Genomic DNA, 23,771 nt, shown 5'->3' on the forward strand with positions numbered 1-23,771 from the left:
ATCTCCCCCTTTTCATGAATTCCATTATTTTCTATCGTACCATGTTAAAGCGCACGTATCATCTTCCGTCTTTTCCCTCTTGTATCCTTTCCCTTTTTCGAAGCCTGATTGTTTTTATGCTACAATCACCTTGATCTACGCCACTAAACAATAAAGAAGGTCTTTGTATGTTTTCTAATTCTGCATATGTACAGCCGCCCTGGCTGCGCCTCTTTGTTACTGCGGCAGCTGCCTGCGCCGGCGGATTTTTCTTTTCCGTGCTGAACATTCCTGTGCCCTGGCTGCTCGGACCGATGGCTGTCGTACTCTTTCTTTCGAAGCTGCCCCGCGCGCAGATGTACTGGCCCCAGCCCCTTCGAAACACCGGATTAATACTTGTCGGCTATACGATCGGCCTGGCATTTACGATGGAGACCTTTTATCAGATCGGCTCCCAGCTGCCGATGATGATCGGGCTGACAATGCTGCTTCTTTTATTTTCAGGACTAATGGCCTTCGGATTTGCTTCTCTTTCCGGAGTGCCCCTGCCCACGGCTTTGACTGGAAGCATTCCGGGAGGCCTCTCCCAGATGGTGACTCTCGCAGAGGAAGAAAGCCAGATTGATATTACAGTTGTCACCTTCATGCAGGTGACCCGGATTATTTTAATTATGTTTTTTGTTCCCGTGCTTGCAGTGAGTCAGCTATTTACAGACGGAGAGGCAGCAGCCGGCGGAAGCTACGTCCGCACAGCGGCCTCCTGGGACAGCCTTTTTCCTTCAGCTCTACTGTTTTTGGGCCTCTGTCTCGCTGTGTCCTGGGCGGGCCAGAAGCTCCGGCTGCCCACCCCCTACATGCTTGCTCCTATGCTTATCATGATTGCTGTTACGCTTACCGGCCTCCAGGCGCCAGCACTGCCGGTTGTTATCACGAACGCAGCCCAGCTTTTGATCGGCACATATTTTGGTCTGCTCCTCAAGCCCGAACAGCTTCAGCATAAAGCAAGAATCGGAGTGCTGACTGTAATGGGCGGAGTCGTACTGATCGCCGGGGCGTTCAGCCTCAGCCTGATTTTAGAACACATGCACCATGTTTCTCCCGCTACTGCCTTATTAAGCCTCGCTCCCGGGGGCATGGACCAGATGGGCATTATCGGCCGGGAGGTAAACGCCGATATTTCCATTGTTATCTGCTATCAGCTGTTTCGCATTCTGTTCATCTTTATAGCCGTGCCGCCAATACTTCGGTGGCTGTTTAAATGGATCAGAGCACGTAAGTCATTGAAAAACTAAAAGTATTCCTCTCCCTTTTACCAGGGCGAAGGAATACTTTTTAGTGTTATTCATACTCGGAATAGATTTCAGCTACCTCCAGATCCTTTTTGAAAAAGCTCTCCGGCTTGTACCCGAGCTCCGTGAGCGCCAGCCGTTCTTTAAAATACTGCTCAAGTTCCTTATCCGTGCAGTAGATAAAGCATCCCTTCTGCCCTCTCGTCATTAACGTCCGGTAGGTGTTCCGGATAATTTCGTCGGCAATCCTTCCGGCTTTTTCCGGCTCCTCTTTCATCATTTTTTTGATCCCGCGCAGCGATTGATCGGTTTTGGCCCGTTTCGTATAATCGGTCTGTATCTCCCCGTCCCGGTACACGAGGTCATCCCCGATAATAACACCCACGTAATCGAATTCGAGTCCCTGGCACGTGTGAATACATCCCGCTTCTGTGACAGAGCCAGCATCAATAGCCCATGTATTAGAGGTATCGAGGTTCCAGCTAATGCCAAAGCTGTGCCCGGGAAGTGTAATGTCGTGTGCGTCCGAGTAAGCCCGCTCCTTTTTAGGCCATTCCCAGCAATATCCGGCGACAAGCCTTGCTTTGTTATTTTGCTCATTCAACGAAGCAATCGTTTCGTATAAGGCATTTGGATCACTGAATACCCGAAAATCGTAATCGCTTCCCATGAAATGTTCATTGGCTGTTTCCCGGACACCGAGCGTATCATCCACCCAGGCCAGGTACCCGTCGGAGCCATTGCAGCGGAACTGGGAGGCAAGCTTCATCCGGCGGAGGGCGCCTCCTGCCTGCTCAGTGAATGCTTCGATTTCCTTCGTCGTCCCCACGTCCTTTAAGGTGACCCGCTGGTGTTCATCCATGAAAAATACCGCCAGCTTCGATGTATTGATAATTTCTTTCATCTGGTTTTCTCCGAGATTTTGAAACAAACCGGACTTTTCATTTAAGCGGTGGGCTTCATCTACAACCAGCACATCTAGTTCATCCTTCGGCCGGTCCACATAGCTGCCTGACCCCTTAAATAAATTATCAATATGGGTTTTGCGGTAGTCCTGCTTTAGTTTATTGGCATACACGTTTCGCGGCGCTGAATTTTTCGTTACATACTGGACAGTTTGATTTCTGTTGGTCAGCTCCACCAGCAGGTTAACCGCAAGCACCGATTTCCCCGTCCCCGGGCCGCCTTCAACGACGAGCACCTGCTTGGTATTCGTGCGTTTTGCTTCTTCTGCGAGCTGCAGCGCTGTTTCGTATACAACCTTCTGGTCGTCAATCATCAGAAATTCATCGTTTCCCGCAAGCATGCTGTTGAGCGTATCCTGAAGCGATTTCGACGGGCGGATTTTCCCCTTTTCAATTTTGTAGATATTTTCCTTGTTATCCCCATGCGTCAGGTACTGTTTAATAAACGCGCGGAGCTTGCCGGCCCCTCCCTTTGCAAATACAGGAGCCTGGTCCACGTAATAGGTGTAGACATCATCGGTGAGCGGTTCATTTTCCGGCTGCAGCAGGTAGTTATGTAAATAAGCACACGGGTGCAGTTCAATACGTTCCTTTTGTACATTTTCGTTATAATCTTTAATCAGAGAGGCGTATGACCAGGCCTGATAGGAAGGATGAGTTGTTTCCACCAGTCCGCCTCCCATTGCCGTTTTAACGATTGCTTCTTTCCCCGTAATTTTCTCCGCCCTGCTCCACTGCTTCAGCTCGACAATAATGATAGTGGGATCATTATTATTTCTGCCTGATATTAAAAAATCCACCCGCTTTGACGTATAAGGAATTTTAAATTCAATCGCAACGCCGGCATTTTCCGGAATTTCGTCATCCATCAGCACCCGGTACATGTACTGCATCGAATTATCCCAGGACCTTACCTCTGCTTCGTTAATTTTACCGACCTTGGACGTATAATTGCTGCATATGTTGGTAACCAGTTCATCGTGGAAAATATCCTCAAGAAATTCTTGTTTATTTGCTTCGTAGACGATCAAGGCCAAAGCTCCTTTCAGCTAGTAAAATGATGTTGTTTTTTCTATCGTATCATGCAAAGAAAGCTTTTCCTTTTCCTTAAATATTTCTGCTAGACTATAGATATAATCTTTAGGAGGTGACTAAATTGAAACTACGCTTAAAGGTACGGCTTCTGGATACAAAACCTCCCGTATGGAGAAGATTTGAGCTTCCTTCTTCGTTTACATTTTTTGATCTGCATAACTTAATTCAGGCAGCCTTTTTATGGGAACAGAGCCACCTGCACAGCTTTCGTCTGCAGGAAAGCAGTGATATTAAGCATAAGGAATACAGGGACAAAATAAAACATTTTGAAAAAGAGGTTCTTGAACCAATGAAAAGTGCGCGCTCCATGAACCAGGAAGCATACCAGCAGATTAAGCAGCGAATGGCGCCGGACCGGCCTGCAGTATATGAAATTACGAGCATGGACTTTCCGGATATCGAAGAAAAGCCAGGCGTGTTCGATGAACGAAACGAATCGATTTTCGACTGGCTTTGGAAAGAAGGACAGAAGATTACCTATCTATATGACTTCGGTGAGGACCACGAGCACGAAGTCCTGCTCGAACAAATCGTAACTGGAGAATCTGCTGATCCTTCTCCTGTATGTTTAAACGTAACCAAGCCAAACCCCCGTGCAGAGGTTTCTGATGACACATGGCGGACGCCAAAGGGAAATTTCAGCGAAACGAGGTTCCGCCATTACTTAAACGACCTGCTTTACTTCGTTGAAAATTTCGGCACTTCAGATGAATCAGATTGGGAGAAGTTTGTTCCTCTTCCCGGCGTAAAGGAGAACGACCTTGCCACGTTAGGAGAATGGGCAGACCTGTTTGATGAAGCAAGGGAATTCTATTGGGACGCTCCGTGGAGGGATATTGCCTCTGCCGACCTATTCGGTTTCACGCTGCCGGAGACCGGGGAACGCTTTATTGCCAGTGTGCTCGGAGATGAACAGGAGGTCTACGGGTTGGCATTGTACACCGGAGATACAGAAGAACGGGCTTTATACAGACAGTTTTTCGATCCTTCGTTTACTGCCGATGATTTGGAAGCACTGTTTCTTTCATTTGACGATATAGAGGAATTGGAGCCGCCCGATCACCAGTTGATCATTCAGACCGGCTACGCCTTCCACGACCATGATCGTTGGCCGACATTCAGACAGCTGACGCCTGGAAAAAGTCCCCAGTTTTTACAAGCGCACGACCTTTTTGCCTTTTTGCATGTACTTCCACTCGTGCCGATGGTGCTCGACTATTTTGACTCCAATCCACGTGCCTTGAACGGAGCAGAAACGAATATAATTCCTGTTTTCGACGAGGGAGAACTCCGAAATTCCTACGAGAAAGTTCATAATGTGCGACTGGAGCCATTGTTTTCTGAGGAGACCGTCGGTCAAGGCCCGCCCGCTGCCGGAGATTTCGAGATTCCGGATAACTCTTCCTTAGAGAAGCTTCCTATGCGGAATACTCATTTATACGGGGGGATATTCAAGGTGGATTCCTTTACTTTCGGTAATTCTCCGGCCGGCACTCCAATTCATCCGTGGATCTGTATATTTGTCGATAAAAAATCAGAAATAGTGCTCTCGCACGACATTGCGACCAGCCAGGAAGAAGCTTCACAACAGTTTCTGCAAAAGTTTAATCAATTATGCATGAACACCTTCCAGGGAGTGCCTAAATCGGTCACCGTTACCGGTTCTAAAGCAGCTGCTTCATTAAAAGCAGCGATTTCACGTGTGCCGACTGTCATGCATACGAAAAAACGAATCGCGGTGCTGGAAAATCTCGTCAATGATTTAATCCGGCAGCTATCGCGCTATTAACATAGGCACAGGAACTTCAGGTTTCGGCTTCGGCTTTAAACACGATATCAGCCGGGTGGTTTCTAAGTATTAATAACAGCTGCTCAGCCATATAACCCGGCTGGTATTCAAATCCGCCGCGCACCCATTCAACAATCATCCCAAAAATAGCATGGGAGTGATAGCCGGCCTGCAGTCTTCGGTCAATGCCATCGTCTTCTGCCGCTTGAAAAAGATCCTCAACCATGAGGTCCCGGAGAAGCGAAGCTAATTTGTACTGAAAGCCGGTGAGGACATTTGAAGCGATAACAAGCGTATAAAAGCGCTTATGCTTCAATACATGCTCGAATATTTTCACCGAAGAGACCGTTAATTTTGGCAGCTCCAGCAGTGCTTTACTTTTATAGGGCTCCTGGAATGCTTCCTTTAATTCAGTGGTGACTTCATCCGTGATTTCTTCAAGGATCTGCTCCTTATAATCATAGTGTTTATAAAATGTTCCCCGGTTAACATTGGCCCGCTGGACAATGTTTGTGACCGTGATGGATGTAAAGTCTTTCTCCTCCATCCATTCAAGCAGTGATTGCTGCATGGCTTGTTTTGATTTCTTTACTCTCCGGTCTTTGGCTTCAGATTCAGAGGATGATTTCATAAACCTCCTCCTTTTTTCTATAATTTTAGAATTATAAACAAAAACGGCGATACTTGTTTACTAATCAACAATACCGGCTTGCTTTGATGATTGTAGTTAAAGACTTGTGTCTATTATACTACAATTAGAATTAATTATTGAACAAATGTTGAATAAATCAATTTGTAAGCGAATACATTAACCTGGAGGAGGAAGAAAAATGAAATTAGAGGCAAAAACGGCGGTAGTGACCGGTGCTGCATCGGGAATGGGGAAAGCAATCGCTGAACGCTTCGCTGCTGAAGGAGCAAAGGTAATTGTGGCCGACGTGAATAGGGAGGGGGCCGAAGAAGCGGCAGCATCGATTACGTCAAACGGCGGCACCGCACAGGCGGTGGAGGTGAATGTAACAAAAGCGGACGATATTAAAAAAATGATTGATACGGCAGTCGACGCTTACGGCACGCTCAATATTCTGGTTAACAATGCGGGCATTATGGATGGCATGGAAGCAGCCGGGGACATTAGCGATGAGAAATGGGATCTGCTTTTTGATATTAATACAAAAAGCGTCATGCGGGCCATTCGTTACGCGCTTCCGATTTTCCTGAAAAAAGAAAAGGGCGTTATTATTAATACCGCTTCGACCGGCGGCCTGAACGGTGCGCACGCCGGAGCAGCCTATACGGCTTCAAAGCATGCCGTTGTCGGGCTGACCAAAAACACAGGTTTTATGTACGCAGATAAAGGCATCCGCTGCAATGCTATTGCTCCGGGAGCAGTTCAAACCAACATTGGCTCTACAATGAAGGATATGAATGAATTCGGTTACTCCCGTACCCAGAAAACCCAGTCCCTGATCCCGCGCGTCGGACAGGCCGACGAAATTGCAAGCGCAGCACTGTTTTTAGCTTCCGACGATGCTGGATTTATCAACGGCACCGTGTTAACCGCCGACGGTGGCTGGACGGCTGGTTTTTAGAGGGACCGCTATCCAATACGCATCTCATAAAAAACGGTCCCGGACAACAACCGGAACCGTTTTTATTTATTTTACATTTAGGAATTATGAGCTGGACTTTTCACTTTGTGCAGTTTTTCGCTCTCTGCTTCTTCTGCCTGTACCATTCTTTCTTCGGTGAAAAATAACGTTTAACTCCGCACCAATCATAAGCACCAGGCCGGTCAGGAAAAACCAGAGCAGCAGAATAATAACACCACCGAGGCTTCCGTAGGTAGCCGAATAGTTTCCAAAGTTGCTGACATAAAAGGAAAAGCCAAGCGATACAATCTGCCATAAAAGTGCAGCCGTTAACGAGCCGACCAGTATTTCCTTCCACTTTAATGTTTTGTTCGGAGCGAACCGGTAGAGCAGAAGAAGCATCAACGTCATAACGATGACTGCAATCACCCACCGGAGCAATTGAAATAAAATCTCTGTCTGAGCCGGAAGGCCGAGAATGGAACTGATCATCGATATTATAACATTCCCAAATATCGGCAGTACCAGAGCCACTACAATGGTCAGAATCATACAGATTGTAAGTGCAATGGCGATCAGACGTACTTTAATAAACGAGCGTGATTCCTCGACATCATAAGCCTCATTAGATGATTTGATAAACGCATTTATCCCATTCGAGGCTGACCAGAGTGCACCGAGCAGACTGACTACAAATAAAATACCACGGGGTTCCTGCACTAACGTGGTAATATTTTCCTCAAACAAAGAGGCAGTATCCGACGGGGCAATTGTTCCTATAAAGCTGACGACAGAGTTGGGATTTAAATTTAATAATGGCAAAATCGTTAACGCAAAAATAAGCAGTGGAAAGATGGAAAGAATATAATAGTAAGCCTGGGCAGCTGCCAGCAAGGGTACATTATCCTCTTTAAATTCGGTCATCAAGTCCGAAATGTACGGCTTAATCTTTTTCACATGTATACGTCCCTTCTCTGCATAGGATATCTTTTATGACTTACGAAAGCCCATAAAACCAAACGATTTCTGAAACGAGTACCCTGTGGTTAAGTGCATTCTCCTTTCGTTTATTAATTGCTATCCAACAGACAGCCTCTGCATTTGAAGCCATAAAAATAAAAGAGCTTTCCCTGGCTTACAGAACAGCTGGAACTGTCTGCTGCTGCCCATATTATTTAGCTGTGACCTGTGGTTATTTTACCTTTAGTAAGAGCAATTGAAACCTATTTTTCTGCGCATCAATTAAGAAGCTGAGCTCTCTCATAAAAGACCCCGCAAATCGTTCTTTTTGACCTTTCTACAAATTAAAAACTCTTCCTGCCGGCGTAGGAAGAGCTTTCTCTACAGATAAAAGAAGGATACCTGGCGTGGTATCCTTCTTTTTATTTTCAATCTTCGGGTAGACGGTCCACCTGTTCAAGAACTTTATCGCTTTCGGAAATGCTTCCATTATCAAAATGAGTTGCACCAAACAACGGAGCCTCATCGTAATCATTAATGTACTCATCTAAATCATGATAAATACGGTGCGTCCAACGGGCAGCCTGCTGAACCTCTTCTGTTTCAGGCTTTGCTTCAATAACCTGCTGCCAGCGGACAGCATTATTGAAATCCTTCTGCAGCCTTGGATCATCAATCTTGTCTATTACTTCTTCAGTTGCTTCAATCCGGGCGCTGATGCTGCTAAAATCGTCAGCCGTCACCTTATCGATGGCTCCATAGCCGGTCTGCTTGTTCCAATACCTGTGAGCCTGCTGTATATGAGTACTCACTTCTGTATGTATACCGGAAACGTCTTCGGTTGCTTCCTTTGGTTCTTTTAATACAATACCGTCCTCTGTCGTATTCTTTCCAAGACTGAACGGAGTAAAGAAGTGCAGCAGTGCAAGCACTCCCGGTATAATTAAAAGACTAACCCCTGCGACTATGAGTACTGTTTTCAACGATAGTTTTATGATGAACTCCCCCAGCCGTTATGTCTTCAATAAGTGTACTTGCTGGACACATATACCTGCAAGCAATACTCCTCCCCAGAAACATGTTTTGATCTTTCCACTTCCGGTTATAACGATATTATGGTAAGATCTTAATTGGTTATTTCATTAAAGGTAAATAATTTCGGCAGGAATGCTTAGATATAAAGCTAAAGCATAAGCCACAAAAGAGGCTCTCCTCCTTTGTGGCTTTTTTATGAGACGGCCCTTTTTCCTGGAGTTCTGATTTGTATGGAAGCAGAACCTTTTTCTACTGCTGCCGGCTCCCGCCTTACTTTTCCTGCAGAAAAACCAAAAACAATATTAATTCATCAAATATTCGATAATGGCAGCAATGTTGGGATAATAAAGCCCTGTAACATAAGCCGGAAAAAGAGACTTTTCTTTTTCTGGCTTTTTTTATTTGCCAAAATTCGTTTTCGGAAAGGAAGAATGCTATGAGTCATTACAGCCGGATACTCGTTGGTCTGGATGTCCTGGAAACGCCTTCCTATGATGCTTTCGAAGAAGCATGCGCTATGGCTCTTGAGCACGGGGCGTCTTTAGTACTTGCCTTTGTTTTCGATGAATACCGGTATGCAAACCTTCAGCGGATTGATCCTAAAGGCGTTCGTTATTTAAAAGAAAAGGCCGCTTATCATCTTCAGGCTTACAAAGAGGAGGCAAGGCGTAAAGGTGTCAGGGAGGTGGAAGCAGTGGTCGATACTGGTATTCCGGAAAAGCGATTGGCCCGCCATCTCTGTTTTGCGTACAATACCGACTTGATTCTCATCGGAGAAACCGGCGGCCCCGCCTTCGAACGTTTTCTGCGCGGCAGACGTTCCCGTATTGTGGCTGGCAAATCACCATGTGAAGTGCGGGTGGTCCGAAACAGCCGGCTGGCTGCATTAGATGCCTACTCCTGAACAGAATAACCTAATAATTTGTTTTTATCACGCCCATAACGAAAGGAGGAAAGTATGCGCCATTTAATGCCTAAATTTATTAAGAAAGTACAAAGCATGTCCAAAAACCAGCGCTGGTATGAACTACGCTCAAGCTTATGGCCGCTCCCTATGATCTACGCCCTGCTTGCAGTGGTCGCAGCCTTTGCCGCCTATGGTATTGAATTCGGCCTTCAGCCGGCGCTGCCTCTGGGCTCTTTTTTCACCGCTGATTACGCATTAACAGAAATGATATACAGCACACTTGCTTACGGTATATTAATGATTCATGCGTTTACGTTCAATATGATTTTAATTGTTTTAACCAGCTTTTCCGGCCAGTTTACCCCCCGTGTTCTTTTCAGCTTTATTGCAGACCGTAGAACCCTGCATGCCATTGGTGTTTTTAATTTATCATACTTTTACATTCTGATTGGCTTTTTTATGCTGAATGCATCCATCAGCGAATACGTTATTTTCCCGTTTCTCGGGGTTGCGGCCGCTTGTGTATCTGCAATCAATTTTATTTTGTTTATTAATCATGCTGCCAAATGGATGCAGGTGGCAAACCTAACCAACAACCTGAACGAACGCTCGCAGAAAACCATTGCTGCTACGAATGAACAGGATTTACAAGAGCACCGACCGTATCCACAAAAGGAATACCCTCTCCCTCAGGATTCGCCGGTTTATTCCATTGCCAGTTCCTCCGGAGGCTTTCTGCAGCTTGTGGATTTTAAACGTCTGATCAACCAGGCAGAAAAGGATGAGCTCGTCGTGTATCTTGAACGAAGAGTCGGCGATTATCTGTTCGAGGGCGATACCCTGTTTTTCTATCAGCGATATGGCGAAAAGCCAAACACTCCTGTAAATGAACAGATGTACCTGCAGTTTTTGTTTATCGGTAACAAAAAAACAGAGATGCAGGACATGAACTTCAGCGTACGGAAATTAACAGAGATTTCCTTAAAAGCTATCGGAAATAATGAGCCGTCTACTGCGGAAGAGGCGATCTACCAGCTCGCCGATTTAATCAGCTCCATTTCCGGCACTGCCTCCCACAGACCGCACCTGGTCGATGCAAAGGACGAAGTGCGGGTCGTAATGAAGGAAAGTACTTTCGCCTATTATGTGTACGCCACTTTCTCTCCCATTGCAGAAGCTGCTAAAAATGATATTAAAATCACCAACCGCGTGCTGGAGGCTCTTCATTTGCTCGCTGATTCCCTTGAAGGAGAAGCAGCAGGCATGTGCTGGCATTACGCCGAAAGCATCGCCTGGAACTTTGAAGGCAAAATGCTGTTTGATCACGACCGGAGACAATGCTTCAGCTACCTACGCGCTATCTCCACAGCCGCCGGGCAGCACGAATCCTTCAACAGCCTGATGGAAAAGCTCGAAAAAAACGAGTACCCAGAGAAAGAGCCCGCTACGGCTTCACCGGTTTTATACAAGCATGAACAGAAACGGGAAAAAGCTTTCAGCGACGCTTAAAGGTGTTTGTTTGAACAATTCCAGATATAAAAATAAAAGGTTTTCTTATTTATCGCTGCGGTGTGAGGCTGTTGATTATTTATGGCTGCACCTCTATCAACGCCTGTATGCTGTAAAAGCGTCAGGCGCTGCCAGGCCGCAGCCGTACTTAATCAACTGCATTAATTTAGTCCATTCAACACAATGAATAAGAGGTGAAAACATGGCTGAACATTCTGCGCCTGAACAAATAGAAGAATATCAGAAACAAATTGGAAGCTACCTCGGCAGAGTGCTTCGCGATCATTTCGGCAAAGGACCCGAATCCGTCTACGTGAGCGTCGATCCCTGCTGTATTGTCATGCATATACGTAAGTTCTTATCCCCGATTGAAAAAGTCATGCTCGATCAGAGAGACAAGAGCGCCGTCGAGGAATTAAGAGAAATCATGATGGCAAAAATGCTTCCTGAAATCGAGCATTATATTTCCTCTCTCCTGGATATCGAAGGCTGGGAATTCTATTTTGACTGGAATATTGAAAACAAATCGGGAGTTATCACCGCCTTTCACCCTGATAAACTGAAGGAAAAGCAGGAGAGGAACCGCACACCACGCCAGGAGGATATTAAGCAGGCGGTCCAGCGTGTCAGTGAAGAAGTAGGGAAAAAGCCTGACGACGTAACCGTCCACCCTGTAAATGAACGAACGATGCTCGCCGTACGCACGGGCGGCCTGATTTTAATTGAAAAAGAATTAATCCGAACGGGTCATTTGGAAATTTTGAAATCAACGAAGCGTCTTCTTGAAAAAGAGGAACTCTATAAAGAACAATTTGATTCTATATTCGGCACCACAGTCCGTGATATCTTCGTTGACTGGGATTTTGCCCGTGACCGAAGTCTCGTCGTTTTCATTACAGATCCTGCAGAAAAAACATAAAACCGCTCAGCTTTGCTTTAAGTCGTTTCTAAAGAGCTTTTCTTTAGGGATGGCTTTTTTATTTTAAATCTCTGCACCCTTCGAAAGCTCATGATTTTTTCAGCAAAAATTCGCTGTTCAGTGGTATTGTCTGCCAACCAGCGAAAATACTATAAATAACTATTCATCCAGGGTAAGCTTTAGCAGACGGTCATCATTTTCTGCCGGTTCCCCTCTTCCATCTGTATTATTTGTTAGCAGGTAAACGTCTCCATCTTCAACTTTGACATCCCGGAGCCTGCCTTCTTCTCCAAATACAGCAGTCATTTCTTCTGCTTCTTCATCAAAGGCATAAAGACTCTCCCCGCGAAGTCCGGCTACCAGAAGAGTATCTTCGAAAAAAGCTGTGCCGGAAGGCGCCCAGGTAGTATTTTCGGATTGAATCGCCGGCGCTTCCAGTCCTTCTGCTGGTTCACTGCCGGTAATTTCCGGCCAGCCGTAGTTAGTTCCAGGCTCAATTACATTGATTTCATCCTGGGCGTTCGGCCCGTGCTCTGAGCTGTACAGCTGGCCATCATTGTTCCAGGCGAGTCCCTGCGGATTCCGGTGGCCGTAGCTGTACACATAAGAATCTTCAAACGGGTTATCCTCAGGCACCTCTCCATTGACCGTCATTCGCAATATACTCCCTGCAAGGCTGTCTTCATCCTGCGCAAGTGAAGGCACGTCTGAATCTCCGGCGGTAGCATATAAATAACCATCGGGCCCGATTTCCAGCCGGCCACCATTATGAATCCGACTCCCCGGAATGTCATCAAGCAGCACCTCCGTTTCATTCCATTGGCTGTCACCCCGCTCCACAGCAACCACTCTGTTCACGAGCGCTCCATCATTTTTACGGTACGTGTAATACGCATAGCCTTCCGAAGAGTCAGCAAAATCCTCAGCCAGCACAAAGCCAAGCAGGCCGCCCTCCCCTTCATTTGCCACAGCATCACTCGTATTTAGCGAAAGGCCTTCTGTTTCTCCGCCGCTCACCTCGATTACCCCTCCCCCGCGGTTGGTCATATAATACGTGTCCTCCTGAATGTTTAACGACCACGGGACATCGAGATTTTTCGCCACCACTTCTACGCTCCAATCCTCTGTTTCTGCTTCAGAAACTGAATCCACAGCCTCCGTAGTCTCTCCGGCATTTTCTTCCGGGCCTTCATCGTTCTCCTCCGCACTGCATCCGGCAAGAACCACTGCTCCGAAGACCAAGAGGTTGATTGTATTTTTTCTGATGGGATCGATTATCATTTCAGCTCTCCTTTCATGAAAACAGCATAAGCCTTTGGATAACCACTTACTTTTATCATAATACTACCATAAAAAAACGCCCTGGCTGCCTTGTGCAGTCAGGGCGGGTAATCTACGATTACCGGGCCAAAGCGCTTACGCTTCGACCGCGTTCTTCAGTTCTTCCACGTACTGCTGCGCCGTCTGCGCCGCGAGCGACCCGTCGCCGGTCGCCGTCACGATCTGGCGCAGGAATTTGTCCCGGATGTCGCCGGCGGCGAACACGCCCGGAATCTTTGTTTCCATTTCCTCGTTCGTTTCAATGTAGCCCTCATCGTTCGTGATGCCCAGGTCCAGAAACGCCCCGTTCAGCGGCAGCAGCCCGATGTAGATGAACGCGCCGCTGGTCGCAAAGTCGTAGTCCTCGCCGGTCTTCAGGTCCGTCAGCGTGACGCTTCCGACCTTGCCGCCGTCGCCGTTGATCGTTTTGACCACCGTGCTCCATTTAAAGTCGATCTTGTCGTTCACAAATGCGCGCTGCTGCAGGATTTTCTGCGCCCGCAGCTCGTCGCGGCGGTGAATGACCGTCACCTTATCGGCAAACCGGGTCAGATACACCGCCTCCTCGACGGCGGAATCCCCGCCGCCGACGACCACGATCTCCTTGTTGCGGAAAAAGGCGCCGTCACAGACCGCACAGTAGGATACGCCGCGGCCGCCGAGCTCTTTTTCGCCCTCGACGCCGAGCTGCTTGTACTCGGCACCGGTCGCGATGATGAGCGCGCGCGTTTTGTACATCTTGTTTCCGGCGTAGACGGTTTTGTACTCCTTGCCGTCCTCGACACGGGAGATGTCGCCGTAGGCGTACGCCGCCCCGAACTTCTGGGCGTGCTGGAACATTTTCGTCGACAGGTCGGGCCCGAGAATATGGTCAAAGCCCGGGTAGTTTTCCACGTCCTCGGTGTTGGCCATCTGGCCGCCGGGCACGCCGCGCTCGAGCATGAGCGTGTCCATTTCTGCCCGGGAGGCGTACACCGCCGCGGTCATGCCGGCCGGTCCGGCGCCCGCGATAATCACATCATAAATCCGTTCTTCCGTCATAAAATGACTCCTTTCCTTCTTCAGCAAAACTCTGAATACGGCTTTTAATTTCATCACGTACACGCTGAAAAACCATCCAGCGTTCGTCCTCTGTGCCCTCTGCTTTTGCCGGGTCGTCAAAGCCCCAGTGCTCCCGCGTTACATACGGCGGGGTCATTGGACACTTATCGTTGGCATCGCCGCAAAGCGTGACCACCATGTCTGCATTGTTTAAATACTCTGAATCGATCATGCTCGACTTCTGTGTGGATATATCGATGCCGACTTCGTTCATGGCTTCGACCGCCTTTGGATTCAGGCCGTGGGCTTCGATACCGGCACTCCGGACCTCCCAGTCATTTCCCAGGAAATAATGCCCAAACCCTTCTGCCATCTGGCTGCGGCAGGAATTGCCCGTACATAAAAAATACAATTTCTTTTTGCTCATGGCTGCATCCTCATTTCACAAAATATTAATCCCAGTGGTGATGGGCCTCAGTCGCAATTAATGCGCAGACCATCCCGTTCCAGCTGCTGCAGCTTTTCATTCTGATCCGGCACATGCCGGAGTATATCTTCCACCATTTCTGCCGAAGGATGCTGCCGGTTAAACGAATAAAAAATCCAGTGGCCCTTCCGCTGTTCTTTGACCAGGCCGGCGTCCCGGAGCTTTCTGAGATGCTGGCTCACCGATGACTGCGACATCTGCAAAAGCTCAACGAATTCACACACGCAGCACTCATGGTTCTGTACAAGGCCGACAATGGAAAGACGGGTATTATCGCCCAAAAGCTTCAGTACAGAAGCAGTGTCTTTAATTTCCGGTTTGATCTTTTCCATACGTTCACCTACCATCGTTTTATTATATAAGCATATGCTAATATATAATTCGCCAAACGTCAATAAATAACGCTTAGCAAAGACCTTTTAATAATATTCTTTTACCAGTTCCTCCATTGCCTGATTAGTACGGAGCGCCGTGTTGCCGGTGCTTGGACAGGCTCCTTTTCCAAGCAGTTCATCGACAATAGATTGAATATGGTAATACTGAATATGCTTCGGATGCTCAATATAAAAAGACTCTTCACCGGCTTCCTTCAGAAGGATAATCGGCTTGTCGTCAAATGTCGAGAATTTTATTTCTCCTTTTGTGCCAACAATACGGTTATCGTCTTCTTTATTATAGGAAGAAAAATTCCATACACCTATTCCGACAGCCCCGCTTTCAAATTTCCATGTGCCGCTTACCGTGTCTTCAGCCGGATAGGAATCAGCCAGGTTTACCGCAGAACCCTTCACCTCGCTTAAAGGGCCGAGCAGGTAATCAAAAAGATCCAGCGTATGAGAGCCTATATCATAGAATAGCCCTGCTCCGCCCTTTTCAGGGTTTACCCTCCAAGGCCATTCGCCGTTTTCATCTTTTGGAACAATAGGCTGGGTCTGCTGAATAGAAGCAAACCGCACCTCTCCGATGCTTCCGGCATCCAACAGCTCTTTCACCCTTCGAAAACGAGGGAGGGATCTTCTATAGTAGGCAACAAACAAAGGTACATCGTTATTTTCGCAGGCTTTTATCATTTCTGCGCATTCATCCGTGCTGCCTGCCATCGGTTTTTCTACATATACCGGCTTCCCTGCGTCGGCGGCCATGATCGTATACTCCCTGTGCGAGGAAGGCGGCGTCGCAATATAAACGGCATCCACTTCGTTGTCGTGGATAAGATCCTCCGCTTTATCGTACCAGCTGGGAACCCCGTGACGTTGTGCATAGTCCTGCGCTTTTTCTCCATTTCTTCTCATCACCGCCTGCAGGGAGCTGTTTTCAGCCAGCTGAAAGGCGGGACCGCTTTTCACTTCTGTCACGTTACCGCACCCTATAATGCCCCATCGTATGTTTTTCATAGCGTTTCCTCCCAAATGAAATTCATTTGTCTATTCAACATTCTTTTATACCTTTTAATGTAAAAGCCATTGCCTATGGATAAAGGGAGCAGCTTTTGCTGTTCCCTTAAAATTAATATGTCTATTACAAACCAACCTGGCCGGCAGCATAGGTGGCATGCTCTGTGCTGAACCCTTCAAAGGTCAGTTGATCAATCAGGCCCTGTCTTGAAAAAGAGCTGTATTCCAGATAATCCTCGGCCTGAAGCACCGCCTGTTCCTCCCAGTCCACCGAGACATTTGCCACACCATGAGCCGCTTCCGATGAACTGAAACCGTCGTATTCTAGTTGCTCAATCAATCCTGATTCAGAGAATGCGGTGTACTCCAGATAATCCTCGGCCTGGCTGACCGCCTGCTCCTCCCAGTCCACTGTGACGTTTTCCACAGCATATGTTGCATCTTCTGTGCTGAAGCCCTCATATTCCAATTGCTCGATCAAGCCTGATTTAGAAAAGGACGTATAGTCCAGGTAGCTCTGAGCCTGACTCAGTGCCTGCTCCTGAGAAACAGATCCGCTGGATTCTTCAGCCTGACGTTCCTCTTCTTCCTCTGCTTCCCGCTCAGCCTCTTCTTCAGCCTCGCGCTCTTCCTCTTCTCTCGCTTCCTGTTCAGCTTCTTCTTCAGCCTGACGTTCTTCTTCCTTCGCTTCCCGCTCGGCTTCTTCAGCCTCACGTTCTTCTTCCTTCGCTTCCTGCTCGGCTTCCTCTTCAGCCGCGCGCTCCTCCTCTTCTTTTGCTTCCTGTTTTTCTTTCTCTTCATTGTTTTTTTGCTTATTCGTAGCTACCGTGGCATCTTCTGCTTCTAATTCTGTCACATCTTCCGCGGTATTTTCACCGGCTATTTCTGTGGAAGAATCGGTTGGAGATAGTATAACAAATAAAATTAAAGCGTAAATAACAGAAGCTGTAATCATCTTCCACTTTGCCCCGGAACGATACCCCGGAATCCGCTGATACCATTTTTTCTTTTCTTTATACCTCATTAAAATCCCTCCTTTTACATATAATGGTTACATTTTATCATGGTAAAGTAAAGCTGGCAATACACTGCGGTAGAGCCTTTATATGATTTTGGCCGCATCGAATAGAGGGTCTGAAAAGATTCTTGGAAACTTTACGATTAACGGATTCCTTGAGTGTCCAGTTTGCTTTATTAGTGGTTAGATTGATTGCCTAACAGGTAATCGTCTTAGCGTTCGCATGAACAAAAAACATAAAAAAGCTTCCCACAAGTTCAATGAACTCATGAGAAGCTTAAAATAAATCCTATTCAAATGTTAGCAAAATGTTAGCATTCTGCTCATTTTAACCTTCCCTATCGAGAAGCACCCTTACTACATAAGGGCTGGGCGAGCGACATTACATCATGCCGCCCATTCCGCCCATGCCACCCATGTCTGGCATGCCGCCGCCGGCACCGCCGCCATTTTCTTCTGGGATATCGGCGATAACTGCTTCGGTGGTCAGGAACATGGAGGATACGGACGATGCGTTTTGCAGCGCGGAGCGGGTAACTTTTGTAGGATCGACAATGCCTGCGTCAATCATGTTCACCCATTCGCCGGTCGCTGCGTTGTAGCCGTGTCCAACTGCTTCTGTTTTCAGGCGCTCAACGATAACGGAGCCTTCAAGGCCTGCGTTATGAGCAATCTGACGGAGTGGTTCTTCGAGGGCACGGAGAACGATTTTCACGCCGGTTGCTTCGTCGCCTGTTGTGTTGTTCATTTCTTCTTCTACTTTTTTGTAGACGTTCATCAGCGCGGTACCGCCGCCGGAGACAATGCCTTCTTCTACTGCTGCGCGTGTAGAGCTGAGGGCGTCTTCGATGCGGAGCTTGCGCTCTTTCATTTCCGTTTCAGAAGCTGCGCCGACTTTAACAACGGCTACGCCGCCGGCAAGCTTCGCGAGGCGTTCCTGAAGTTTTTCACGATCGAATTCGGAAGTCGTTTCTTCCATCTGCGTACGGAGCTGCGTTACACGGGCACCGATGGTCTGTGGATCGCCGCTTCCTTCTACGATCGTAGTGTTGTCTTTATCGATGGTGATTTTGTTAGCGTGACCAAGCTGATCGATCGTTGCCGTTTTCAGGTCAAGACCTACATCTTCAGTAATGACCGTACCACCGGTAAGTGTAGCGATGTCTTCAAGCATTGCTTTACGACGGTCGCCAAAGCCTGGTGCTTTCACTGCTACTGCGTTGAATGTGCCGCGCAGCTTGTTAACTACGAGCGTTGCAAGCGCTTCGCCTTCCACATCTTCTGCGATGATGAGGATTGGACGGTTCTGCTGTACAACCTGCTCAAGCAGCGGAAGTACTTCCTGGATGTTTGTGAGCTTTTTGTCCGTAATCAAGATGTACGGATTGTCGAGCTCTGCCGTCATGGATTCGTTGTCGGAAACCATGTACGGAGACGCATAGCCGCGGTCAAACTGCATACCTTCCACAACTTCAAGCTCTGTTTCAAGGCCGCGGGATTCTTCGACAGTGATAACGCCGTCGTTTCCTACGCGCTCCATGGCTTCTGCAATGATCTGGCCGATTTCTTCAGAGCCTGCGGAAATCGCACCGACCTGTGTGATGGATTCCTTGCCTTCAATTGGCTTGCTTACGTTGCGGAGTTCCTCGACCGCTACTTTGGTCGCGTTTTCCATGCCGCGGCGGATACCCATTGGGTTCGCACCGGAGGTAACGTTTTTCAGGCCTTCCTGAATCATCGCCTGGGCAAGAACGGTTGCTGTTGTCGTACCGTCACCGGCAATGTCGTTTGTTTTGCTGGCGACTTCGGATACGAGCTGAGCGCCCATGTTTTCGAAATTGTCTTCGAGTTCGATTTCTTTGGCGATGGTTACACCGTCATTGGTGATAAGCGGGGAACCGAACTTTTTCTCCAAAACAACGTTGCGGCCTTTCGGTCCAAGCGTTACTTTTACAGCATTTGCGAGTTCGTCCACACCGCGAAGCATCGCGCGGCGGCCGTTTTCACTAAACTTAATATCTTTAGCCATGATGAAATCCTCCTAATGTGATAATGACTTCGAAAGAAAGCTGATTACTGGACTACAGCGAGGATGTCGCTTTCGCGAACGATCAAATATTCTCTGCCGTCGTATTTTACTTCTGTGCCTGCAAACTTCGAATAAACGACGATATCGCCTTCACTTACTTCCGGCGCTACGCGTTCACCGTTGTCTTTTACAGCTCCAGCGCCAACAGCCACCACGCGTCCTTCCTGTGGCTTCTCCTGCGCGGAGTCCGGCAGCACAATACCGCCAGCGGTTTTTTCTTCTGATTCTACCTGTTCGAGTACGAGTCGATCACCTAAAGGCTTTAACAAGGAAAACAACCTCCTTAGAATATTTTCATCGTCCGTTATATGTAACGGGAACGACTGTAACAACATTGTTGTTAGCACTCTTTAACCCCGAGTGCTAAACCCAATTATTATATTAATCAACCTGGGCTTTGTTTGCAAGAGGGAAGCGAAAATTTTTTCTTTCTTTTCCCTTCCCGGCGCTTGATGGCACCTGCATTCACATTCCCTGCTAATCGTTTTATTAACCTTCTATTTCAAAATTGTCATAAATTCGCAAGCGCTCTCTTTATTCTTCCTGTCGGCACCTGTGATACAATTAGAGCGTTCGAAACTGGATTTAACCGAGAGAGATTAGGAGTGATCCCCTTCCATGGCCGCACGTTACTGGAGCATTGTTATTATTTACGTACTTATGCAGCTGTCGGGCATCGTTGCCGTCCCGGCCCTTGTGGCTGTAGGCAGCTTTGATTCCGCTCAGCAGGCTTCGTACTTCTGGATTTTTGCGAGCTTTATTGTTGCTTTGATTGTTATTTTGATTCTGCTGATTCCTGAACGGGGCCAGCGGTTGGCATTTAACAAACCAAAAATGCCATGGCCCAATTCCATTGCCTGGGTTTTTATCGGCTTCGCTCTCGCCTACGCCGGCCAGATTGTTGCCGGCTTGATCGAACAGAACCTGCTTGGTATTGAAACGGCTTCTGAAAATACGGCGCAGATCATCGAGCTCGTCAACAGCATGCCGGCCTTTGTCATTATTGTAGCTGTGATCGGCCCAATTCTCGAAGAACTCGTGTTCCGTAAAGCTATATTCGGCTCGCTGTACAAACGAACAAACTTTTTTATTGCCGCCATTATCAGCTCCCTGATATTTGCTGCTGTGCATTTGGACTTCACCCACCTGCTCGTCTACACTATGATCGGCTTTGTATTCGCTTATTTGTATGTCAAAACCGGCCGGATCATCGTGCCGATAATCGTCCACTCCATCATGAACGCCTTTGTGGTCGGTATTCAGGTATTGTTCCAGGATGAAATTGAGCGCATTATGCGTGAAGCCGAGAGTGCACTTATTCTGCTTGTTCAGGGGTTGATGTAATATGAAAGCTTCCACCGCTGCCCTTTTTTACTTTGTGCTGGGCGGAGTCCTGCTGATGTTTACGTACTTTTCTGTCAGCGAGTCCTCCTGGTCGTTCTGGAGCATTCTGCTCGCTGCCTTTGCCGCGTATGACCTCGTGATGGGCTTTAACTACCTGCGCCTCATGTCGGAGCAGAAAAAGAAGAAATAGCAAAAGGGACCGGCCAATATTCAGGCGGTCCCTTTTTAATGGATCAATATACATTTTCCACTGTCGGCCTATTCGCTCTCCAGCGGGTAGTTTTTCAGAAAATACACGAGTGTCTGCAGCTCGATGGCAAGATCAATATGATGCACGCGCACAGTTGCAGGAACCGACAGGCGGGCCGGGGTAAAGTTTAAAATGCCGCTAATGCCTGCCTCCACCAGTTTTTCTCCGGTCGCCTGGGCCGCTGCGGACGGCACCGTGAGCATTGCTACGGAAACGTTATGCTCTTCAAGCTTTTCCGCCAGGTCATCGGTGTGATACACCGGCACGTTGCCAATCTGCTCTCCGACCATGTCTTTATTGATATCAAACGCAGCCACAATCCGGGTGTTTTCATTTTTGGAGAAATTGTAACGAAGCAGCGCCCTTCCCAGGTTCCCGACACCAAGAAGCACTACGTCGGTGGCCTCATCCTGGTCCAGGGTGGTCCGGAAAAACGACAGCAGGTACTGTACATTGTAGCCGTACCCTTTCTTGCCGAGCGCTCCGAAATACGAAAAATCCCGGCGGATCGTTGCCGAGTCCACCTTGACCGCCTCACTCAATTCGGTTGAGGAAACGCGGGTTTTCCCTGTTGCATACAGGCTTTCCAGAAATCGATAATATAGGGGCAGCCGCTTTGCGGTTGCCTGCGGAATTTTTTGCTGGTCTGTATTCATAATTATTTCCACCTAAATGTATTGTCATCGTCTGTAGACAGTATAGCATGTGTCCACACGAAAACGTACCGAAACGCTTACCATGCGCGAGACTTATCCTGTTTCGCGTTTCACGGAAAAGTACGATACACTGATAATATCAGAGATGTTATTAAAGGAGCTATATAAATATGATTTTACTTCAATGTTCGGCTGTCACCAAGTCTTTTGGGGCAGAAACCGTACTTGATCAAATAAAACTAGAAGTAAAGGAAGGCGAGCGGGTAGCCCTGGTCGGCAAAAACGGGGCCGGCAAATCCACCCTCCTGAAAATTCTGGCCGGGGAGTCCTCGTATGATTCGGGCTCCATCACGATGCCAAAGGGCACGACGTTCGGATATCTCGAGCAGCATACCGGTTTGAACAGTGATAAAACGATGTGGGATGAAATGCTTGATGTCTTTACCCACCTTCAAAAAGCTGAAGCTGAGCTGCGTCGTATGGAGGCGAAGATGTCCGAGCCCGATATTATTGACGACGCCAGGGCCTATGAAAAGCTGATGGCAGACTACGACCAGCGCCAGCAGGAATTCGAAGCACGCGGCGGCTACCGCTACGAGTCCGACATCCGCACGGTGCTGGCGGGGCTTGGCTTTGGCAGCTTCTCCCTCGACACGCCGGTGCAGTCGCTGAGTGGCGGCCAGAAGACCCGTCTTGCTCTCGGCAAGCTGCTCCTGGCCAAGCCGGAGCTCTTAATTCTTGACGAGCCGACCAACCATCTGGATATGGATACCCTGCGCTGGCTCGAGCAGTATTTAAGCAGCTATCCGGGTGCTGTCCTGATCGTTTCCCACGACCGGTATTTTCTGGACCAGATCGTGACGAAGGTATACGAAATCATTCATAAAAAAGCCCGTCTGTTCTACGGCAACTACAGTGCGTTTCAGGAAAAACGGGCCGAGCTGTTTGAACAGGAAATGCAGGCCTATGAAAAGCAGCAGAAGGAAATTGCCGAGCTTGAGGAATTCGTGCAGAAAAACATTGTGCGCGCGTCTACGACAAAACGGGCCAAGAGCCGGAGAAAAAAGCTCGAGAAAATGGACAAGCTCGACAAGCCGCAGCGGGACGGCAAATCCGCCTCCCTGCGCTTTGATATTGACCGCCAGAGCGGCAATGATGTACTAAAGGCAGAAGACCTTACCTTCCGCTTTGATGACAAGGCTCCTGTATTTGAGCATTTAAATGTACGCGCCCAGCGCGGCGAGAGCATTGCGCTGATCGGACCGAACGGGACGGGCAAAAGTACCTTTTTAAAAACGATCAAGGGAGACCTTGAGCCGGATGAGGGGCAAATTCAGCTTGGAAGTAAAGTGGATCTCGGCTATTACGACCAGCAGCAGGCTGAACTGAATTCGGGCAAGACTGTCCTGCAGGAGCTGTGGGATGAATATCCGCTCGAAAACGAAAAGGATATTCGTACCGTGCTCGGCCAGTTTTTATTTACCGGTGAAGACGTGCTGAAGCAAGTGTCCGACTTAAGCGGCGGCGAAAAAGCGCGCCTATCGCTCGCTAAAATGATGATTCAGAAGTCGAATTTTCTGCTGCTCGACGAGCCGACCAACCATCTCGATCTCGACAGCAAGGAAGTGCTTGAGGATGCTCTGATTGATTATCCGGGAACAATTTTGTTTGTTTCCCACGACCGGTATTTCCTGAACCGGATTGCGACACGCATTCTCGAGATGGGGAACGGCGATGTCCGCAACTACATCGGGGACTATGATTACTATTTGTTCAAGAAAGAAGAAGAACGGGAAAAAGCGGCGCTCCAGGCTGAGCGTGAAGGACCGAAGCCTGAAGATGCCGGTGCAGCTAAATCATCATTTGCAGACGATAAAGCAGCCAAGCGCGAGGCCCGCAAAAGGCAGCGCCGCATCGAGCAGATTGAACAGGATATTGAAGCCAAGGAACAGCTCGTCGAGGAGCAGGAAGCAGCTCTTTTCGAGCCCGACGTATACGAAGACCATGAAAAGGCCGCCGGCTATCAGTCATCGATCAATGAACTGAGAGGCGAATTGGAACAGCTGATGGAGGAATGGGAAGAGCTGCAGCTCGAAGAATCCAGCTCCTAGTTACAGCAAAACCCGTGTTCTC

The 23,771-nt window shown here is 48.0% G+C and carries 23 protein-coding genes; 10 read left to right on the plus strand and 13 right to left on the minus strand.

Translation table 11 applies throughout. The annotated features are described in order from the left end of the window. Window positions 1-167 precede the first annotated feature (167 nt). Entirely contained in the window at window positions 168-1,271 is a 1,104-nt protein-coding gene (locus tag ACTTK7_RS01040; RefSeq protein ID WP_462865110.1) for an AbrB family transcriptional regulator, read from the plus strand. 46 nt (window positions 1,272-1,317) lie between these two features. Here ACTTK7_RS01040 and ACTTK7_RS01045 read toward each other — a convergent pair whose 3' ends face one another. Then, the gene (locus ACTTK7_RS01045; RefSeq protein ID WP_462865112.1) at window positions 1,318-3,264 is read right to left on the minus strand and encodes a DNA/RNA helicase domain-containing protein; all 1,947 of its coding nucleotides are present in this window, start codon (window positions 3,262-3,264) and stop codon (window positions 1,318-1,320) included. 125 nt (window positions 3,265-3,389) lie between these two features. Between ACTTK7_RS01045 and ACTTK7_RS01050 the strand changes: the two genes are divergently transcribed. Next, a complete protein-coding gene (locus ACTTK7_RS01050) occupies window positions 3,390-5,117 on the plus strand; it encodes a plasmid pRiA4b ORF-3 family protein (protein ID WP_462865114.1) in 1,728 nt (575 codons plus the stop codon). A 16-nt stretch (window positions 5,118-5,133) separates the two neighbouring features. Here ACTTK7_RS01050 and ACTTK7_RS01055 read toward each other — a convergent pair whose 3' ends face one another. Then, complete coding sequence (locus ACTTK7_RS01055) at window positions 5,134-5,748, minus strand: TetR/AcrR family transcriptional regulator (RefSeq protein WP_462865116.1); 615 nt, start codon at window positions 5,746-5,748, stop codon at window positions 5,134-5,136. A 199-nt stretch (window positions 5,749-5,947) separates the two neighbouring features. Here ACTTK7_RS01055 and ACTTK7_RS01060 point away from each other — a divergent pair, with 199 nt between their 5' ends. After that, the gene (locus tag ACTTK7_RS01060; RefSeq protein WP_462865118.1) at window positions 5,948-6,709 is read left to right on the plus strand and encodes an SDR family oxidoreductase; all 762 of its coding nucleotides are present in this window, start codon (window positions 5,948-5,950) and stop codon (window positions 6,707-6,709) included. 84 nt (window positions 6,710-6,793) lie between these two features. Here the strand turns inward: ACTTK7_RS01060 and ACTTK7_RS01065 are convergent, their stop codons facing one another. Then, window positions 6,794-7,666 (minus strand): YihY/virulence factor BrkB family protein, encoded by an 873-nt coding sequence (locus tag ACTTK7_RS01065; RefSeq protein ID WP_462865119.1) that lies wholly within the window; start codon window positions 7,664-7,666, stop codon window positions 6,794-6,796. 431 nt (window positions 7,667-8,097) lie between these two features. Beyond that, complete coding sequence (locus ACTTK7_RS01070; RefSeq protein ID WP_462865121.1) at window positions 8,098-8,652, minus strand: hypothetical protein; 555 nt, start codon at window positions 8,650-8,652, stop codon at window positions 8,098-8,100. A gap of 282 nt (window positions 8,653-8,934) precedes the next feature. Here ACTTK7_RS01070 and ACTTK7_RS01075 point away from each other — a divergent pair, with 282 nt between their 5' ends. The 4 genes from ACTTK7_RS01075 (at window position 8,935) to ACTTK7_RS01090 (ending at window position 12,039) form a co-directional block, all read left to right on the plus strand. After that, window positions 8,935-9,144, plus strand: a complete 210-nt coding sequence (locus ACTTK7_RS01075; RefSeq protein ID WP_462865123.1) for a hypothetical protein — start codon at window positions 8,935-8,937, stop codon at window positions 9,142-9,144. After that, window positions 9,141-9,608: a universal stress protein gene (locus ACTTK7_RS01080; protein ID WP_462865125.1), complete on the plus strand. Its 468-nt coding sequence runs from the start codon at window positions 9,141-9,143 to the stop codon at window positions 9,606-9,608. Before ACTTK7_RS01075 ends, ACTTK7_RS01080 begins: the two co-directional genes overlap by 4 nt. 54 nt (window positions 9,609-9,662) lie before the next feature. After that, on the plus strand, window positions 9,663-11,120 hold the full coding sequence (locus tag ACTTK7_RS01085) for a DUF2254 domain-containing protein (RefSeq protein ID WP_462865127.1): 1,458 nt from the start codon (window positions 9,663-9,665) through the stop codon (window positions 11,118-11,120). A 202-nt stretch (window positions 11,121-11,322) separates the two neighbouring features. Continuing rightward, window positions 11,323-12,039, plus strand: coding sequence for a Na-translocating system protein MpsC family protein (locus ACTTK7_RS01090; protein WP_462865128.1), 717 nt, complete (start codon window positions 11,323-11,325; stop codon window positions 12,037-12,039). Between the two features lie 159 nt (window positions 12,040-12,198). Here ACTTK7_RS01090 and ACTTK7_RS01095 read toward each other — a convergent pair whose 3' ends face one another. The 8 genes from ACTTK7_RS01095 to groES all read right to left on the minus strand — a co-directional run bounded on the left by ACTTK7_RS01095 (window position 12,199) and on the right by groES (window position 19,657). Next, window positions 12,199-13,320, minus strand: a complete 1,122-nt coding sequence (locus ACTTK7_RS01095) for a PQQ-dependent sugar dehydrogenase (protein WP_462865129.1) — start codon at window positions 13,318-13,320, stop codon at window positions 12,199-12,201. A 135-nt stretch (window positions 13,321-13,455) separates the two neighbouring features. Beyond that, window positions 13,456-14,400, minus strand: a complete 945-nt coding sequence (gene trxB / locus ACTTK7_RS01100; RefSeq protein ID WP_462865130.1) for a thioredoxin-disulfide reductase — start codon at window positions 14,398-14,400, stop codon at window positions 13,456-13,458. After that, window positions 14,378-14,827 carry an arsenate reductase (thioredoxin) gene (arsC, locus tag ACTTK7_RS01105; protein ID WP_462865131.1) on the minus strand — a complete coding sequence of 150 codons (450 nt, stop codon included), beginning with the start codon at window positions 14,825-14,827 and terminating at the stop codon, window positions 14,378-14,380. The genes trxB and arsC overlap by 23 nt, the downstream gene beginning before the upstream one ends. A gap of 47 nt (window positions 14,828-14,874) precedes the next feature. Next, window positions 14,875-15,219 (minus strand): ArsR/SmtB family transcription factor, encoded by a 345-nt coding sequence (locus ACTTK7_RS01110; protein WP_462865132.1) that lies wholly within the window; start codon window positions 15,217-15,219, stop codon window positions 14,875-14,877. An 87-nt stretch (window positions 15,220-15,306) separates the two neighbouring features. Next, window positions 15,307-16,281 (minus strand): Gfo/Idh/MocA family protein, encoded by a 975-nt coding sequence (locus tag ACTTK7_RS01115; RefSeq protein ID WP_462865133.1) that lies wholly within the window; start codon window positions 16,279-16,281, stop codon window positions 15,307-15,309. A 124-nt stretch (window positions 16,282-16,405) separates the two neighbouring features. Then, the gene (locus ACTTK7_RS01120; protein ID WP_462865134.1) at window positions 16,406-17,305 is read right to left on the minus strand and encodes an Ltp family lipoprotein; all 900 of its coding nucleotides are present in this window, start codon (window positions 17,303-17,305) and stop codon (window positions 16,406-16,408) included. A gap of 376 nt (window positions 17,306-17,681) precedes the next feature. After that, entirely contained in the window at window positions 17,682-19,328 is a 1,647-nt protein-coding gene (gene groL, locus ACTTK7_RS01125) for a chaperonin GroEL (protein WP_462865136.1), read from the minus strand. A 44-nt stretch (window positions 19,329-19,372) separates the two neighbouring features. Further along, on the minus strand, window positions 19,373-19,657 hold the full coding sequence (groES, locus tag ACTTK7_RS01130) for a co-chaperone GroES (protein WP_462865137.1): 285 nt from the start codon (window positions 19,655-19,657) through the stop codon (window positions 19,373-19,375). A gap of 349 nt (window positions 19,658-20,006) precedes the next feature. Here groES and ACTTK7_RS01135 point away from each other — a divergent pair, with 349 nt between their 5' ends. Together ACTTK7_RS01135 and ACTTK7_RS01140 are read left to right on the plus strand one after the other, a co-directional pair. Beyond that, a complete protein-coding gene (locus ACTTK7_RS01135; RefSeq protein ID WP_462865138.1) occupies window positions 20,007-20,732 on the plus strand; it encodes a lysostaphin resistance A-like protein in 726 nt (241 codons plus the stop codon). A 1-nt stretch (window position 20,733) separates the two neighbouring features. Beyond that, window positions 20,734-20,922 carry a DUF4305 domain-containing protein gene (locus tag ACTTK7_RS01140; RefSeq protein ID WP_413645747.1) on the plus strand — a complete coding sequence of 63 codons (189 nt, stop codon included), beginning with the start codon at window positions 20,734-20,736 and terminating at the stop codon, window positions 20,920-20,922. A 68-nt stretch (window positions 20,923-20,990) separates the two neighbouring features. Here ACTTK7_RS01140 and ACTTK7_RS01145 read toward each other — a convergent pair whose 3' ends face one another. Further along, the gene (locus tag ACTTK7_RS01145; protein WP_462865139.1) at window positions 20,991-21,638 is read right to left on the minus strand and encodes a redox-sensing transcriptional repressor Rex; all 648 of its coding nucleotides are present in this window, start codon (window positions 21,636-21,638) and stop codon (window positions 20,991-20,993) included. 170 nt (window positions 21,639-21,808) lie between these two features. Here ACTTK7_RS01145 and ACTTK7_RS01150 point away from each other — a divergent pair, with 170 nt between their 5' ends. Beyond that, on the plus strand, window positions 21,809-23,749 hold the full coding sequence (locus tag ACTTK7_RS01150; RefSeq protein ID WP_462865140.1) for an ABC-F family ATP-binding cassette domain-containing protein: 1,941 nt from the start codon (window positions 21,809-21,811) through the stop codon (window positions 23,747-23,749). The last annotated feature ends 22 nt before the right edge of the window (window positions 23,750-23,771 follow it).

Source organism: Marinococcus tarijensis (genome assembly GCF_054971385.1).